The organism is Leptobacterium meishanense (genome assembly GCF_037645805.1).
Taxonomy (GTDB): domain Bacteria; phylum Bacteroidota; class Bacteroidia; order Flavobacteriales; family Flavobacteriaceae; genus Leptobacterium_A; species Leptobacterium_A meishanense.
This window is the reverse complement of record NZ_JBBEXE010000007.1, coordinates 40,583-56,261: the sequence shown is the minus strand read 5'-3', so window position 1 is coordinate 56,261 and position 15,679 is coordinate 40,583. Positions and strand designations below refer to the sequence as shown.

Genomic DNA, 15,679 nt, shown 5'->3' with positions numbered 1-15,679 from the left:
TCCTTATACTAAAAAGTTATAAAAATGATACAAACTGCCACTGATTTTGGGATACGAGAGGTTTTAAAAGCACTCCATGTAAAAGCTGTTAACCTAGGAACCTCCACAGGTTTACAATGGTTTTCATCTGGTGAAGAAATTGCTTCGTATTCCCCTGTTGATGGCGCGCTTATTGGAAAAGTAACAGCTACTACCCAAGAAGATTATGAGAAGGTTGTTACAACTGCGCAAGAAGCTTTTAAATCGTGGCGAATGATGCCAGCTCCAAAACGTGGGGAAATCGTCCGGCAGTTTGGTGAAAAGTTACGCCAATATAAAGAACCGTTAGGGAAACTGGTTTCTTACGAAATGGGGAAATCCTATCAGGAAGGGCTTGGTGAAGTGCAAGAAATGATTGATATCTGTGATTTTGCAGTAGGGCTATCACGCCAATTGCACGGGCTTACCATGCACTCAGAGCGTCCCGGGCACCGCATGTATGAACAATACCATCCGCTGGGGATTGTAGGTATTATTTCTGCCTTTAATTTTCCGGTAGCTGTATGGAGCTGGAATACGGCACTGGCATGGATCTGTGGTGATGTATGTATTTGGAAACCTTCTGAGAAAGCACCGCTTTGTGGTATTGCCTGCCAAAACATCATTGCGGAAGTATTAAAAGAGAACAACTTACCGGAAGGGATTTCTTGTCTTATCAACGGTGATTATACAGTGGGAGAATTTATGACGACCGACAAACGCGTTCCATTGATTTCTGCTACAGGTTCTATCCGAATGGGACGCATTGTGGCAAAAACTGTTGGAGAGCGACTTGGAAAATCATTGTTGGAGCTAGGCGGCAATAATGCCATCATCATTACACCTGATGCCGATATAAAAATGACCATCATTGGTGCTGTTTTTGGAGCTTGTGGTACGGCCGGGCAACGGTGTACTTCTACCCGTCGATTAATTATTCATGAAGCTATTTACGATAAGGTGAAAGATGCTTTGGTAAATGCCTACAAACAGCTTCGTATTGGCAATCCGCTGGATGAGAAAAACCATGTAGGCCCGCTTATTGATAAAGATGCAGTAAAAATGTACCTACACGCTTTAGAACAAGTAGTTGCAGAAGGTGGAAAGCTCCTCGTAGAAGGCGGTGTACTCAAAGGGGAAGGTTATGAAAGTGGTTGTTATGTGAAGCCAGCTATTGCTGAGGCACAATCTCACTTTAAAATTGTACAGGAAGAAACCTTTGCTCCGGTATTATATTTATTGAAGTATAGTGGGGATATAGAAAATGCTATTGAAATACAGAATGGCGTTACGCAAGGACTCTCCTCTGCTATCATGACCAATAATTTGCGAGAAGCCGAACGTTTCCTTAGCCATGCAGGGTCCGATTGTGGTATTGCCAATGTAAATATTGGTACTTCGGGAGCGGAAATTGGTGGCGCATTTGGTGGTGAAAAAGATACCGGAGGGGGTCGTGAAAGTGGTTCTGATGCTTGGAAGGTATATATGCGACGACAGACCAATACGATCAACTATACTACGGAACTGCCATTAGCGCAAGGGATAAAGTTTGATCTATAACGGATTTCACAAATATTTTCGGGATGTCATTTCGAATTTTATAACTGCAAGGTGAGAAATCTAAATTATCTATAAAGTAGATTTCTCAGTCATTCCATTCCTTCGAAATGACTCGATCAATCTCTTTTAGTTCCTGCCGTTTTCGTCCGGGTATAATTCGTTTACATTGTCGCTTTGCCAAAACTGTTTGGTATCAACATCCATAATGGTCAATGGGCTTTTATACGCTGCCCCGGTATCTATATTCCAAATGTTTGCTGCATTTACCGGAGTGGTTTCACCTATCCGAATGGTGGGTGTATGCCCAATAAATATTTCATTGTAATGCAACAACCGTTTAGGGTACTTTGTGTCATTCACACTAAGTTTTGGGTCTAATGACAGGGCAGTCTCCCAAAGTGACCGGTCCCAATAAAACATTTTAGAAAAATATTCTTTCTCCACGCCATGTTGATTGGTAAATCCGGCATGTACAAAAAGCTTATTCGCTTCATTAATGTAATAATCTTGCAATGATTCTAAAAAAGAAACGTGTTGTTTTTTATCAGCTTCTGAAATTTCTGAATAGGCATCTACGGTTGTTTGACCTCCATGGAAAAGCCATTCCGGATTATCTTTTCCAAATTTTAACCACTGGCAACACAAATCATCATGGTTTCCCCTTATAAAAATACAGGAGTAGTTAGCTGTAAGTCCTATTAAAAAATTAATGGTCTGCGGCGATTCACTCCACCCATCTACATAATCTCCTAAAAATATAAGCTGGTCTTCAGGTGTTACTTGAGCTCGCTCCAACACCTGATGCAGTGCTCTTAATGCTCCGTGAATATCTCCAATAACCAATGTTCTCCCTTCCATAAAATGAGATAATGATACACAAAGTAAAGAATTTAACTATAAATTGTATTTTCTATGAAAAATGTGTACTGCATTGGGGAAATACTAATTGATTTTATTGCTGAACGCCAGGGAAATGATTTAACAGAGGCTTGGCAATTTACCAAAAAAGCCGGAGGGGCTCCTGCAAATGTTTGTGCTGCTACTGCTTTATTAGGTGGAAATCTGCATGAAACCTATCTAAAAGATGCTGTTATTAAAGGGGCTTTTATTTGTTTTGATCCCAATTACCGAGTTGATTTATGGAAAGGCAATAAAGAAACGTTTATCAAAGCCTGTATTCCCTTTATTGAAAAAGCACATTTAGCCAAATTTAGTTTGGAAGAAGCGCAGCTTATCTCAGGCGAACAATCTATTGAAAAAGCCTGTGAAAAATTGCACTATATTGGGGCAACTACCATCGCTATTACCCTAGGAAAAGAAGGAACATTTATACGCACAAAAGAGTATCAAGAACACGTAAATAGCATTTCTATAACTTCTGTTGATACTACGGGTGCCGGTGATGCTTTTATTGGCTGTCTCTTACAACAACTATCACAAACAACAAACCCTAAAGTAGTATTGTCTAACAAAACACTTTTCACGGAAATGGTGAAAAGAGCTAATATTGCTGGAGCCATCACCGCAACACAATATGGGGCTATTGCGGCCTTGCCCACCAAAGAACAGTTAGGCGTTTTATAGAAAATTTAATAAAGTGTAACAATTTTGTTTTTTCTACATCTTTATATATGGTTAATAAATCCTAATTATTTTGAAAAGTAAATATTCTTTTATTTTCTGTTTTGTTTTTTGTTTTAACGCACATAGTCAACTAGATTCTTTATTATTATCCTATGAGCATTACACGTTAAAAAATGGACTTGAAGTTATATTGCAACCTGATCAGGATGTAAAAGATGTCTCTGTTGAATTTTGGCTTCGTGACGGAATTCGAACAGATAATTCCACCCAGTATGGTTTTACACATTTTTTTGAGCATGTTATGCCTTATGCTGCTATGGATAGTATTGAACTTTCTAGGTTCAATACATACCGAACTAATAACAATGCACAGGTCAGAAAAGATTATATCAGATTTTATACACAGGTAGTGTCAGAAGGATTGAGTGTTGCTTTGAAAATAGTTGCTGGGAGATTAAAAGCCGGTCCGAATAGAATCACTGAAAAGCGAGTTGAATTTCAAAGGGAAAGGGTTTTATCTGAAATTGATAGAGTTGCAAAAAATTATCCGTTATGGAGCCCTGAAGGCGGTACGGCAATTTTTGAAGGTACTTTTGGTGAAAAACATCCTTATGGGAGTAGTGCCTATGGTTTAATAGAAAATAATAAAGCCTTTAAACTTAAAGATTTTAGAGAACATTATAAAAAAATAGTTTACGCTGATAACACTGTTCTTTTTTTGGTGGGCAACTTTAACATAGAAGATGCTAAAAAATTAATTGATATTCACTTTAGTGATATTCATTCAAAGAAAAAGCTTCCAGAAACTATTAAACAAGCGAAACACTTAAGTAAGAGTCTAACTATGAAGGCTCCTCATCCAAATGATACTTTAAATACATTAGCCTTGTCTTGGTCAGTATCAAAATGGGGGTCTAGAGATCACGGAGCTTTAAAACTTATTGCTTCTATACTTAATAATCGAATTGAGGCGGAAAGTCGTTCTCTAAAAACAGTTATAAAAAGTAATGTTGATACAGAGATGTATCAGTTTGGAGGACGATTTTTAATACAAGCCTCTTTTTCATCTACAAAAGATAGTACAATCCTGGAAAATCTTATTTTTAAAACTTTGGATGGCCTTATCAAAAAAGGTGTCACAGAGAGAGAATTGATTGATGCCCAAAAAAATGAGGTTGCCGTTATAAAAAAGATACAGCAAAAACTAGGCTTCCAGGCTAGTAGAACAGAATTATTAGGAGAGGGACTGCTGTTTACAGAAAACCCGACGTTTTATTATGAAGTGTTAAAAAGTCAACTGAGTTTAAATAGAAAAGACATTAAAAACGTTGCAAAAAAATGGCTTGAAAAGCCTCCTTATCGAATATTATTTGTTTCTAATAAAGAAGAAGAGTAATCTCTTTATTATTGTTTTGCAATCTTTTTATCGGTACTTAATTTTTCGTAAAATCCGCAACGCTTCTTTAAGGGAGGTGTATATATTGAGATCATAGGCTTTTATGGCCCATCGGTGTTTTTCAAGCATGGGTTTAACATCATCAAAACCATTTAAATAACATATCAGGTACGTAGCCGGTAACGTTTTTAATGTTTTCTTATCTATTGTAGAAAGCGGAAGGTTTTTTTGTAGTTTTTCAAGTGCAGCGTTGTTCGCATTAAGAACATGGAAAAGGCTTTTCTTATCATACTTTGGTGGCTCAAAAAGAATGGTACTGTCCATTTTATATACACCATTGTCATTAAATGTAATGGTAACGGTTTCCAACGGGTAGTATCTTTGGTCATCCCCCAAGCCTAAATGCACATATTCTGTAATGGTAAAAGAACCATCGTCAAAAGTAATTTCAACTTCATCTAACGCCGAGTAAAAAAGCTGTACCTGTTCATTAATCAATTCAATATCTACACGTGAATAGTATGTTTTGTCTTTTACCTTTTTGGTGTTTCCTGCCCAACATACCACAAATTGCTCTTTAAAAACCTTATAACTGGACGCTAAGTCTCCATGGCGGTTATTTATAAAATCTATCACGCCATCCAACGTTAACTCAATATTATTTCGGGCATGTTGCTCAATTGCTGCTACAATTGCTGAGTTGGTGTCTTTTATTTCAAGGTCAAATACTTTGGGCATACTCATACTACCATCTCTAAAAAACACACTTCCTCCCCAATATTTCCATATATTTTTTCGGAGCGCACATATTTTTCCTGTGGAGCGTATCGTCACAAGGCCTACTACTTTCCCTTCGGGAAGATGGGGAAAAGGGATATTTTCATAAGAAATAAGCGGCGGGTTTTCTATATAGGCATTGACTAAGTTTTGAATTTTACTGTCATCAAAAAAATCAACTCCTACTATTTTGTTGTCTTCATCTTCCACACCTACAACAATAAAAGAGTTATTTTTAGGGTTAGAATTGGCCAATGCACAAATATGTTTTAAAAATTTTGCCTTCCCTTCTTTTTGACCAATATTGATAAACCGTTTTTTGTCATAAAAACTATTTTCATCATTATGAGCCAATAAGTTTTTTACTAGAAGGCGCTTATTAATCATATTTTGTTAACTCCTTTTTTATATTGTTTCGTGCATTTTCTTCATAATGTTCACGAAAATAATCCGTGTGGTAAATAAAATCCCTTTTCAAAAACTGCTTGAGTATTTTTTTTCTTTTGGGGAAATAGATGAAATCAGGGTACCGCATATACTCCTTTCGGATATTAGCACAGTGCTTTTGATAGGTTTCGGAGTCAGTTCCTAATCTATAAAGATCAAAATCCAATAAAAAAGCATTGTCTTGATTTTCTTTAAGAATAATCTCGTGGTTTTTTGTAGAGCGGATCAACATTGCACAGTTTTCTATACGATTGGTTGCTAACTGTAAATTATTCAATCTACCTGATGCCCGTTTTGCGCTTCGGCTTTCATTGTCATTTCTTAATATATTATAGACTAAATCATGGTACCATATAGCAAAACATAGTACATCGTAATCGACTAATGCTGTCTCAAACTGCGCTGCTAAACGGAGCATCTCTAAAATATGTTCTAAATTATGGTAATGTCTTTTTTTGGAGGAATAGTTCCTTTCAAGCTCGCTCCACAAAAATGACACATATGCTGTATCATCTGTATATTTTGTAGCAAGCGCTGTCCATTTACTTATTAAAACCGAATGTTCCATTTTAAGGTACTTTATGCCCTTGGCTTGCTACTAAAAGCATAAACCAATCTTCTAAGTCCATGGTAACTTCTGTTGCTTTTACTGCATTTGCTATTCGCCCCTTATTTGTAGTACCTATGACGGGATGGATTCCTGAAGGATGTTTTAATATCCATGCCAAAAGCAATTGGTCTGCTGTAGCTTCATACTTCTCCATAAACGCTAATAGCTGTTGTTTTATCCGACTTGTTTGTTCGTCTTCCTCTTTAAATATCTTCCCCAAAGGATTCCAGGCCATGGGTTTGATATTGTGCAACATCATATGGTCCAAACTACCGTTGTGCATTGCCCCATGAGCTGTTAAAGAAAATGCAATCTGGTTTACAGAAACTGTTAGCTGTTTTTGGATAAGATCTGTTTGCGAAGGTGTAAAATTTGACACGCCAAAAGCTTTAATTTTTCCTTGTTGCTTCAAGGTTGTAATCGCTTCGGAAATTTCATCCGATTGCATTAGAGGGCTCGGACGGTGCAGTAAAAGCAAATCTAAATAATCTGTTCGAAGATCTTTCAAAGACTTTTCCACCGACCAAACGATATACGCTTTCCTGTAATCGTAGTGCTTTACTTTGTTAGATCGATTTTCAGAAATATACTGAATCCCACATTTTGAGATCAATTGAATCTGTTCCCTAGGAATTTTACTCGCCGCGAATGCTTCTCCAAAATCAGCTTCAGTAGTATAATCTCCATAAATATCTGCATGGTCAAATGTTGTGATGCCACACGCTATACAATGGTCTATTAATGCTGCCATCTCTGTTTTAGAAAATTCTTTCCCCCAACTTCCCCATGCCATAGTACCGGCAATAATTTTTGAAAATGTGTTGTTTGTCATACCCTCGTTTTTCTTATACTAAATGTAATAAACCTAAAACTTCCTTAAAAGTACTGGCAATTAATAAGTTTTAACCAATTATTAACAGCAAGGAGCCTAATATTTTTTCAATTTGCAACCTCAAAATGGGATTAGTATATTCACGTCCTTAAAAATAACTGCATATGGAAGAAAACGCTACTGTAGATATTAGTGAAATTAATGAAAAAATTGCCAAAGAAAGTGCATTCATTGACCTCCTAAACCAAGAAGTCAATAAAGTAATTGTCGGTCAAAAGCACATGATGGAACGTCTGCTCATTGGGCTTTTAGGGCAAGGGCATATTTTGTTGGAAGGAGTTCCTGGTCTTGCAAAAACGTTGGCAATAAACACCCTTTCAAAAGCTGTTAATGGAAGCTTTAGCCGAATTCAATTCACGCCCGATTTGCTTCCTGCAGATGTTGTAGGAACACTTATATATAACATCAAACAGAATGATTTTTCAGTAAAAAAAGGGCCTATTTTTGCCAATTTTGTGCTAGCTGATGAGATCAACCGGGCCCCAGCCAAAGTACAGTCAGCATTGCTCGAGGCCATGCAGGAAAAGCAAGTAACTATCGGCGATGAAACTTTTCCGCTTGATAAACCTTTCTTGGTAATGGCCACCCAAAATCCGGTAGAACAGGAAGGGACCTATCCATTACCGGAAGCGCAGGTAGACCGTTTCATGCTAAAAACGGTAATTGATTATCCTAAAATGGACGAAGAGCAGCTTATTATAAGAGCTAACCTAAAAGGAGCTTTTGAAAAAGTGAATCCGGTAGTTTCCGTAAAACAAATCTTAAAAGCACAAGAAGTCGTGCGGGAAGTGTACATGGATGAAAAAATTGAAAAATACATCCTCGATATTGTTTTTGCTACCCGGTACCCTGAAAAATATAAATTGGCTGACTTAAAATCACTTATTAGCTTCGGGGCTTCTCCAAGAGGAAGTATTAACCTTGCCAACGCAGCTAAATGTTATGCCTTCATCAAACGGAGAGGTTATGTGATCCCTGAAGATGTAAGGGCTATTGTTCATGATGTACTGCGCCACCGTATAGGGCTTACTTATGAAGCAGAGGCCGAAAATGTGACTACAGAAGACATCATCAATAAAGTGATCAACGAGATTGAAGTGCCATAGTAGTTTCAAAAAACAACCATCAAATTATCAACTGATAACTGTTACTGAAACCCAATGGATACGAAAGAATTACTTAAAAAAGTCCGGAAAATAGAGATCAAAACCCGTCGCTTAAGCGACCATATCTTCGGGGGAGAATATCATTCTACCTTCAAAGGACGGGGGATGACCTTTAGCGAAGTACGCCAATATCAGTATGGAGACGATGTAAGGGCTATTGACTGGAATGTTACTGCACGTTATAACGAGCCTTTTGTAAAAGTGTTTGAAGAAGAACGCGAGCTCACTATGATGCTCATGGTAGACATAAGTGGTTCTGAGTTGTTTGGAACCTCTCAACAGTTTAAAAAAGAGATCATTACTGAAATCGCTGCTACGCTTGCGTTTTCTGCAACACAAAACAATGACAAGATTGGGCTTATTTTATTTTCCGACGAAGTAGAATTGTTCATTCCCCCTAAAAAGGGGCGTTCACATGTGCTCCGTATCATTCGGGAACTCATTGAATATGAGCCCCGTAGTAATAAAACGGATATTTCTGAAGCCTTAAAGTTCCTTTCCAACGTTATGAAAAAGAAAGCAATTGTTTTTATACTTTCTGATTTTATAACAAGCGATTATGAACAAACATTAAAAATTGCCAGCAAAAAACACGACCTTACCGGGATTCGGATATACGATCATCGGGAAGAACAAATCCCAAACCTGGGAATGGTACAAATGGAAGATGCCGAAAGCGGAGAACTGCTGCTTGTGAACACACAATCTAAAAAAGTGAGGAATAACTATGCAAAGCATTACATAGAACAAGTAAGTTATTTCCAAGACACATTTACAAAAAGCGGCGCCGGATTATTGAGTTGTAGGGTAGATGAAAGCTATGTAAAAAAGCTGTTAGGCTATTTTAAAAGACGTGGATAAAAAAATGGGAAATCTATCGTTACATAAGATTTTTAAAATACTCCAAAAAAAGCTTTTTTGGTTTTTTTGGATACTGTTCTTTGTGGTTTTTCATAGTACTGCGCAAAATGCCCCAAAAGTCACTTCTACCATTGATTCTACTAAGATATTGATTGGAGAGCAAATTAATTTTACAGTAGATGTAGAAGTTGATACCACAGCACAAGTAGTTTTTCCCGAGGCTAAAGCTTTTTTGCCTCTAGAGGTTATAGAATCCTATCCGGTGGATACCTCTAGAAACAAAGACCGTTATAACCTCATTAAAAAATATGCCCTTACACAATTTGATTCCGGAAGTTATATGCTCCCTAGACAGCAAATCCTTGTCAACAACACACCTTTTTTTACGGATTCCATACAAATAGATGTCAATACTGTATTGGTAGATACAACCAAGCAAAAAATGTATGACATAAAACCGATCATTGCTGTAGAAAAAAATTACTCCGGATGGTTATCCTACCTCTGGTGGTTTCTCGGCATTGCCATTGTTGGCAGCTTTGTATATTGGTTTTTCTTCCGTAAAAAACCATTGTCCGAAGAAGAAAAAGTGGCCTTGCTCCCTCCTTTTGACAGGGCAATGCTGGAACTAAAAAAACTGGAAGAATCTAAATATTTAATTCAATCCGAGCATAAACAATATTATTCCGAACTCACTAATATTGTTAGGGCATATATAGAAGAAGATGTACATATTTCAGCATTGGAAAGTACTACAGACGAGCTTATTCAAAAAATAGAAATGCTAAAAGATTCGGGAGCATTAAAAATTGAGAAAGAGACCATCAAACAATTTCAGCAGGTCCTCAAAACCGCTGACTTGGTAAAGTTTGCAAAGTCTAAACCCGAAAACAACATTGCCGAAGCTGATCGAAAAGCCATTGAGCAAATTGTCGTAAAAACCAAAGAAGGGCTCCCCGAGCCCACTGAGGAAGACCTACAGAATGATGAAGAATACCTGCTACAACTGACACAAAAGAAACGTAAAAGAAAAATTATTATCGCAGGGGCTGCTTCGTTACTCCTTGTCCTTATGGTTACTGCCGGGGCCATTGGTTTTTTTGGTTTCCATACCGTAAAAGATACGGTTTTAGGGCATCCCACAAAAGCTTTGTTAGAAGGAGAATGGGTTGCCAGTGAATATGGTTATCCGCCCATCGAATTGGAAGCTCCCGAAGTTTTAAAAAGATTTGAGTTGCCAATCCCTAAGGAAGCTAAAGCTTCCATACATAGCAACCAAACCTTTGCTTATGGGACACTAACTGATCATTTTTATATCATGGCAAGTGTTACCACATTTAACAAAGATGTTGAATTTGACCTTCAAAAAGCGATTGACGGGAGTATTGCTTTATTTGAAGCAGAAGGCGCTAAAAATATCATCACCAAACAAGACAAGTTTGAAACCCTTACTGGAAAAGAAGGTATCAAAGTATACGGAAGTATGCTCATGAAGGGGCCTGAATCAACAAAAGAACAAAAACAACAATACACCTTACTGAGTTTCGCTGAAAATGGTGGTTTTCAACAATTGGTCATTGTACACAAAGATGATAACCGCTATGCCCAAGACGTGGTACAACGTATCTTAAACTCTATAAACTTTAAAGCAATTAATTAAAAATGTTTGAAAATATCCAATTTGCCAATCCACAATTCTTCTGGTTGCTCCTACTGCTTCCAGTGGCAATACTATGGTATGTTTTCAAACAAAGACAAACAACAGCTTCGCTAAAAATATCTAGTGTAAAAGGGTTTAAAATAACAAGCACATTCTTGCCAAGGTTAAAACCTTTACTATTTGCACTTCGCTTGTTGGCCCTTGCTGCATTGATAACCGCATTAGCAAGGCCACAAACCAAAGAAGTATCCACAAGGACAAAAACAACCAAAGGAATTGACATCGTTATTGCTATTGATGTATCTTCAAGTATGCTATCAAAAGACCTTAAACCTAACCGGTTATCTGCATTAAAAGATGTTGCTGCCGAGTTCATAAAAGGACGCCCGAACGACCGGATAGGCTTGGTTGTTTATTCAGGGGAAAGTTATACCAAAACCCCCATTACCAGTGACAAATCTATTGTGTTAGGAGCCCTTCGGGAAATCACCTATGGTCAAATAGAAGATGGAACAGCCATCGGTATGGGACTAGCTACATCTGTAAACCGGTTAAAAGAAAGTAAAGCATTAAGTAAAGTTATTATCCTGCTAACAGATGGGGTGAACAATGCGGGCTTTATAGAACCCCGGACTGCCGCAGAATTAGCTATAGAATATGGTATAAAAACATATACCATTGGGTTAGGAACCAATGGCATGGCATTAACACCTGTAGCCTATAATCCTGACGGAAGTTTCCGGTACGGGTACCGAGAAGTAGAAATAGATGAAAAACTCCTCAAAGAAATCGCTAAAGTGACCGGAGGAAGTTATTTTAGAGCTACTGACAATCAAAAATTAGAAGAAATCTATCGGGAAATTAATAAACTTGAGAAAACAGAAGTAGAAGAGTTCCGATATACAAATTTTGAAGAAAAGTATCGCTCGCTTGCCCTTTTGGCAGGAGGTTTGCTGCTTATTGAATTACTATTAAAATATACACTATTTAGAAGCTTTATATAGATGTACCAACTTGAAGAAAAAATATATTTCTATGCTTTAGTCATTATCCCTGTAATGATCCTGGCTTTTCTATTTCTTCAATTTTGGAAGAAACGAACACAAGCCAGGTTTGCAGATAAAGAACTCTTGGCAAAACTAAGCCCTGACCGTTCCTTTTTCAAATCTACCTTTAAACTTATTATTGCCCTACTTTCTATAACATCCCTTACAATAGGATTAGTAAACCCGAAAATCGGTACCAAACTAGAAACCGTTAAAAGAGAAGGACTGGATTTGGTGTTTGCCGTAGATGTCTCTAAAAGCATGTTGGCAGAAGACATTGCGCCCAACCGTCTAGAAAAAACCAAACGGCTTGTTTCAGAAATCATCAATCAATTAGGGAGTGACCGGATTGGTATTATTGCCTATGCCGGGCAAGCATTCCCGCAATTACCTATTACAACCGACTATTCTGCAGCAAAAATGTTTTTGCAAAACATGAATACCAATATGCTTTCCTCTCAAGGAACCGCTATCGATGACGCTATTGAACTTTCCAAAACCTATTATAATGATGAAGAACAAACCAATAGAGTACTGCTCATTATTTCTGATGGAGAAGACCATTCCGAAAGAGCAGCTGACGCTGTAGAAGAAGCTGTTGCAGAAGGCATAAAAGTATTTACCATTGGTGTTGGCACGGCCAAAGGAGGCCCCATCCCTGAAAAACGTAACGGTGTTGTTGAAAGTTACAAAAAAGATCGAACCGGAGAAGTCGTTATCACCCGGTTAAATGAAACAATCCTAAGGAATATTGCCGAAAAAGGAAATGGTGGGTACATTAACGGAAACAATACCGAAAAAGTTGTTGAATATATAAAAGAAACGCTTGCACAGCTAGATAAAAAAGAATTTGAAGCAAAACAATTTGCTGATTTTAAAGACCAATTCCAATGGTTTCTGGGAGCTGCCATCATACTGTTGTTTTTAGATATTTTTCTCTTAGAACGAAAAACAGCATGGTTGCAACGATTAAATTTGTTTAACGAAAAACAAGACAGCTGATGAAAAAAATGAAGTGGATATTATTATTTGTGGGCGTCAGTCAATTTGCTTTTTCTCAAACAACAAAAGAAGAAAAAGAGAAGCAAAAAGCATTGGTACAAGCCAACAACCTTGTCTATGATGCAAATAGCGACTTAGCAGAAGCAAAGTTTGCTGATGCGGAAGCTGCTTACCGTAAGGCAATTTCTAAAAGTGGTGATTATGCTGCTGCCAAATACAACCTTGGAAATGCTTACTATAGTGAAAATAGCTTGGGAGAAGCATTTTCCCGATACAAACAAGCAGGAGAGGTAGCTGATTCAAAAGGAGAAAAACACAGTGCTTACCACAATATGGGCAATGTTTTTATGAAAAATAAAGAATACGAAAAAGCAGTAGAAGCTTACAAAGAATCTTTACGAAATGACCCTGCTGATGATGAAACCCGCTACAACTTAGCCCTTGCCAAAGAAATGTTGAAAAAACAACAACAAGAAAACGAAAAAAACAAAGACAATAAGGATAATAAAGAGGACAAGAAGGACAAAGACCAAGACAACAAAGACGGAGAAAACAATAAAGACAAGAAAAGCGACAACAAAGAAGACGAGAAAAAAGAAGATAAAAACGGAGAAAACAAAGAAGGCGATAAAAACCCTGAAAAAGATAACAAAGGAGAAAACGATAAAAAACAGGACAAAAAAGAGGAAAACAAGCAAGGTGAAAAACCGGAAGATCAAAAAGGAACTCCGCAACAACGCCCTAGCCAGTTATCTCCTCAACAAATAAAAAACCTACTAGAAGCCATGAACAATGAAGAAAAAAAGGTGCAGGATAAGTTGAATGCCAAAAAAGTAAAAGGAAAACCAGTAAAAGCTGAAAAAGATTGGTAGATTGTACTGTGAAAAGATGAAAAAGCTATTAACAATCATACTCGTATTAAGTAGTTACACAACGCTTGTAGCACAAGAGGATAATGTTGTGTTTGAAGTAAAGCTCAGCAAAGAAAGGCTTGGTGTAAATGAGCGCCTGTTAGTAGAATTTCATATGAACAAAGATGGTGACAATTTCATTCCGCCAAACTTTGACGGTTTTAGGGTTAGTGGCCCCAGTCAGTCCATAAGCAACTCCTGGGTTAATGGGAAAAGAACTTACTCCAAATCGTATACTTATATCCTTGTCCCCACAGCAAGAGGAAAGTTTACCATACAACAAGCTTCTATTCAAATAGATGGGAAAATCTATAAAACACTTCCAAAAACAGTAGAAGTAACCGCGGCAGTAGACAACCCGAATGCTCCCCCAACCGCCGATGATATTGCAGAAGAAAATTTGCATCTTGTTGCTGAAGTTTCTAAAACAAGGCCCTACTTAAATGAGGCTGTTAGTGTTGTCTATAAACTCTATGTAAGCCCTAATATTAATGTGAGCGACTTCCGGCCGTTAGACAACCCAAAATACAACAATTTCTGGAGCCAAGATATTCCTGTAAAACGGCTAAAAGTAGAAAACGGCACCTATAAAGGGCGTTCTTACCGATACGTAGTGCTTAAACGCGTCGTTTTATACCCTCAGAAAACAGGGAAACTTACCATAGAACCCCTGTCTTTAGATGTAACTGTAGATGTGCCCACTAATAGACGAGATTTTTTTGGTAGCCGCATCTATACACAAGCCCATAAAACAATTGCTGCAGGAAACCGGACTATCAATGTAAAACCACTGCCGGAAAATGGCAAACCGGAAAATTTTACCGGAGCAGTGGGCAATTTTGATTTTAACGTGATCCCTAGCAAAACAGACTTAAAGGCTTCCGAGTCATTTCAGCTAAAAGTGGAAGTCTCCGGAAAAGGAAACCTTAAATTGTTTGATCTGCCCAAACTAACCCTTCCCGGATCTTTAGAAGTATATGACCCTGAATATGAAGAAAATGTCAATACTAATATTTCCGGGTCTAGAGGAAAAATGACTGACAATTACACGGTTGTACCACAATACAGAGGAAAGTATCCTATTCCTCCGGTAACCTTCTCTTATTTTGATCCTTCAGATGAAATCTATAAAACACTAAAATCTCAAGAAATCCTAGTCAATGTTTTTGAAGGACCTGTCAACAATAGCAATTCAACCAATGCTGTGACCTCAACACCCAATAAACAAGCTATTATAACTACCGGAAGTCAATTTAGATTCATCAAATTAACCCCAAACCTGAAACCTATTAAACAAAAAGAGTTTTTCAACTCAAAAACATTTTATGCATTGCTCCTTGCACCCCTACTGCTAATTCCTGTGGCCATTTTTGTAGGTAGAAAGAAAAAGGCTATAAACGCAGATGTACAAGGGAACAGAATTAGAAAAGCAAATAAGCTTGCCAAAAAATATCTGTCGGAAGCTAAAAAAACATTAGGCAAAAAGGAGCTGTTTTATGAAGCTTTAGAAAGAGCCTTGCATAACTATTTAAAAGCAAAACTCCACATTGAAACTGCTGAATTCAGTAAAGATAAAATTCACGCTTTATTAACTTCTAAAAAGGTGAACAGTGTTGTTGTAGACAGTTTTATCGGACTTTTAAAAAGCTGTGAATTGGCAAGGTACAGCCCTGCATCAGAAGTAGCCATGCAGCAAGATTACCAAAAAGCGGCAGAAGTAATTTCTCAAATTGACAAACAAATCTAATG

At 37.6% G+C, this 15,679-nt stretch carries 14 protein-coding genes; 10 read left to right on the top strand and 4 right to left on the bottom strand.

Going from position 1 to position 15,679, the window contains the following annotated elements; genetic code table 11:
* The first annotated feature begins 24 nt into the window (after window positions 1-24).
* Window positions 25-1,578 carry an L-piperidine-6-carboxylate dehydrogenase gene (gene amaB / locus WBG21_RS08920; protein ID WP_340077036.1) on the top strand — a complete coding sequence of 518 codons (1,554 nt, stop codon included), beginning with the start codon at window positions 25-27 and terminating at the stop codon, window positions 1,576-1,578.
* Window positions 1,579-1,704: 126 nt separating this feature from the next.
* Here amaB and WBG21_RS08915 read toward each other — a convergent pair whose 3' ends face one another.
* Window positions 1,705-2,436, bottom strand: coding sequence for a metallophosphoesterase family protein (locus tag WBG21_RS08915; RefSeq protein ID WP_340077034.1), 732 nt, complete (start codon window positions 2,434-2,436; stop codon window positions 1,705-1,707).
* Window positions 2,437-2,490: 54 nt separating this feature from the next.
* On the opposite strand from WBG21_RS08915, the gene WBG21_RS08910 reads away from it, so the two are divergent.
* Both WBG21_RS08910 and WBG21_RS08905 read left to right on the top strand, forming a co-directional pair.
* Window positions 2,491-3,162: a PfkB family carbohydrate kinase gene (locus WBG21_RS08910; protein ID WP_340077032.1), complete on the top strand. Its 672-nt coding sequence runs from the start codon at window positions 2,491-2,493 to the stop codon at window positions 3,160-3,162.
* A gap of 70 nt (window positions 3,163-3,232) precedes the next feature.
* Complete coding sequence (locus WBG21_RS08905) at window positions 3,233-4,558, top strand: M16 family metallopeptidase (RefSeq protein ID WP_340077030.1); 1,326 nt, start codon at window positions 3,233-3,235, stop codon at window positions 4,556-4,558.
* Window positions 4,559-4,585: 27 nt separating this feature from the next.
* Here WBG21_RS08905 and WBG21_RS08900 read toward each other — a convergent pair whose 3' ends face one another.
* Genes WBG21_RS08900 through WBG21_RS08890 form a run of 3 tightly spaced genes read right to left on the bottom strand, consistent with a single transcriptional unit; the run spans window position 4,586 to window position 7,224 of the window.
* Window positions 4,586-5,722, bottom strand: a complete 1,137-nt coding sequence (locus WBG21_RS08900) for an ATP-binding protein (RefSeq protein ID WP_340077028.1) — start codon at window positions 5,720-5,722, stop codon at window positions 4,586-4,588.
* On the bottom strand, window positions 5,715-6,350 hold the full coding sequence (locus tag WBG21_RS08895) for an HD domain-containing protein (protein ID WP_340077026.1): 636 nt from the start codon (window positions 6,348-6,350) through the stop codon (window positions 5,715-5,717). The genes WBG21_RS08900 and WBG21_RS08895 overlap by 8 nt, the downstream gene beginning before the upstream one ends.
* Window position 6,351: 1 nt before the next feature.
* On the bottom strand, window positions 6,352-7,224 hold the full coding sequence (locus WBG21_RS08890) for an aldo/keto reductase (protein WP_340077024.1): 873 nt from the start codon (window positions 7,222-7,224) through the stop codon (window positions 6,352-6,354).
* A gap of 164 nt (window positions 7,225-7,388) precedes the next feature.
* Here WBG21_RS08890 and WBG21_RS08885 point away from each other — a divergent pair, with 164 nt between their 5' ends.
* The 7 genes from WBG21_RS08885 to WBG21_RS08855 are packed head-to-tail and all read left to right on the top strand — an operon-like array spanning window position 7,389 to window position 15,677.
* Window positions 7,389-8,390, top strand: a complete 1,002-nt coding sequence (locus WBG21_RS08885) for an AAA family ATPase (RefSeq protein ID WP_340077022.1) — start codon at window positions 7,389-7,391, stop codon at window positions 8,388-8,390.
* A 54-nt stretch (window positions 8,391-8,444) separates the two neighbouring features.
* Window positions 8,445-9,311 (top strand): DUF58 domain-containing protein, encoded by an 867-nt coding sequence (locus WBG21_RS08880; protein ID WP_340077020.1) that lies wholly within the window; start codon window positions 8,445-8,447, stop codon window positions 9,309-9,311.
* A gap of 4 nt (window positions 9,312-9,315) precedes the next feature.
* Window positions 9,316-10,971, top strand: a complete 1,656-nt coding sequence (locus WBG21_RS08875) for a hypothetical protein (RefSeq protein WP_340077018.1) — start codon at window positions 9,316-9,318, stop codon at window positions 10,969-10,971.
* 2 nt (window positions 10,972-10,973) lie between these two features.
* A complete protein-coding gene (locus WBG21_RS08870) occupies window positions 10,974-11,975 on the top strand; it encodes a vWA domain-containing protein (protein ID WP_340077016.1) in 1,002 nt (333 codons plus the stop codon).
* On the top strand, window positions 11,976-13,019 hold the full coding sequence (locus WBG21_RS08865; RefSeq protein WP_340077014.1) for a VWA domain-containing protein: 1,044 nt from the start codon (window positions 11,976-11,978) through the stop codon (window positions 13,017-13,019).
* Window positions 13,019-13,891, top strand: a complete 873-nt coding sequence (locus WBG21_RS08860) for a tetratricopeptide repeat protein (protein ID WP_340077012.1) — start codon at window positions 13,019-13,021, stop codon at window positions 13,889-13,891. Before WBG21_RS08865 ends, WBG21_RS08860 begins: the two co-directional genes overlap by 1 nt.
* Window positions 13,892-13,907: 16 nt before the next feature.
* Complete coding sequence (locus tag WBG21_RS08855; protein WP_340077010.1) at window positions 13,908-15,677, top strand: BatD family protein; 1,770 nt, start codon at window positions 13,908-13,910, stop codon at window positions 15,675-15,677.
* Window positions 15,678-15,679: the final 2 nt, after the last annotated feature.

Excerpts from the sequence above, each read along its gene's own strand:
- amaB (WP_340077036.1), top strand. The coding sequence starts at position 25 with ATGATACAAACTGCCACTGATTTTGGGATACGAGAGGTTTTAAAAGCA.
- WBG21_RS08915 (WP_340077034.1), bottom strand. The coding sequence starts at position 2,436 with ATGGAAGGGAGAACATTGGTTATTGGAGATATTCACGGAGCATTAAGA.
- WBG21_RS08910 (WP_340077032.1), top strand. The coding sequence starts at position 2,491 with ATGAAAAATGTGTACTGCATTGGGGAAATACTAATTGATTTTATTGCT.
- WBG21_RS08900 (WP_340077028.1), bottom strand. The coding sequence starts at position 5,722 with ATGATTAATAAGCGCCTTCTAGTAAAAAACTTATTGGCTCATAATGAT.
- WBG21_RS08895 (WP_340077026.1), bottom strand. The coding sequence starts at position 6,350 with ATGGAACATTCGGTTTTAATAAGTAAATGGACAGCGCTTGCTACAAAA.
- WBG21_RS08890 (WP_340077024.1), bottom strand. The coding sequence starts at position 7,224 with ATGACAAACAACACATTTTCAAAAATTATTGCCGGTACTATGGCATGG.
- WBG21_RS08885 (WP_340077022.1), top strand. The coding sequence starts at position 7,389 with ATGGAAGAAAACGCTACTGTAGATATTAGTGAAATTAATGAAAAAATT.
- WBG21_RS08880 (WP_340077020.1), top strand. The coding sequence starts at position 8,445 with ATGGATACGAAAGAATTACTTAAAAAAGTCCGGAAAATAGAGATCAAA.
- WBG21_RS08875 (WP_340077018.1), top strand. The coding sequence starts at position 9,316 with ATGGGAAATCTATCGTTACATAAGATTTTTAAAATACTCCAAAAAAAG.
- WBG21_RS08870 (WP_340077016.1), top strand. The coding sequence starts at position 10,974 with ATGTTTGAAAATATCCAATTTGCCAATCCACAATTCTTCTGGTTGCTC.
- WBG21_RS08865 (WP_340077014.1), top strand. The coding sequence starts at position 11,976 with ATGTACCAACTTGAAGAAAAAATATATTTCTATGCTTTAGTCATTATC.
- WBG21_RS08860 (WP_340077012.1), top strand. The coding sequence starts at position 13,019 with ATGAAAAAAATGAAGTGGATATTATTATTTGTGGGCGTCAGTCAATTT.
- WBG21_RS08855 (WP_340077010.1), top strand. The coding sequence starts at position 13,908 with ATGAAAAAGCTATTAACAATCATACTCGTATTAAGTAGTTACACAACG.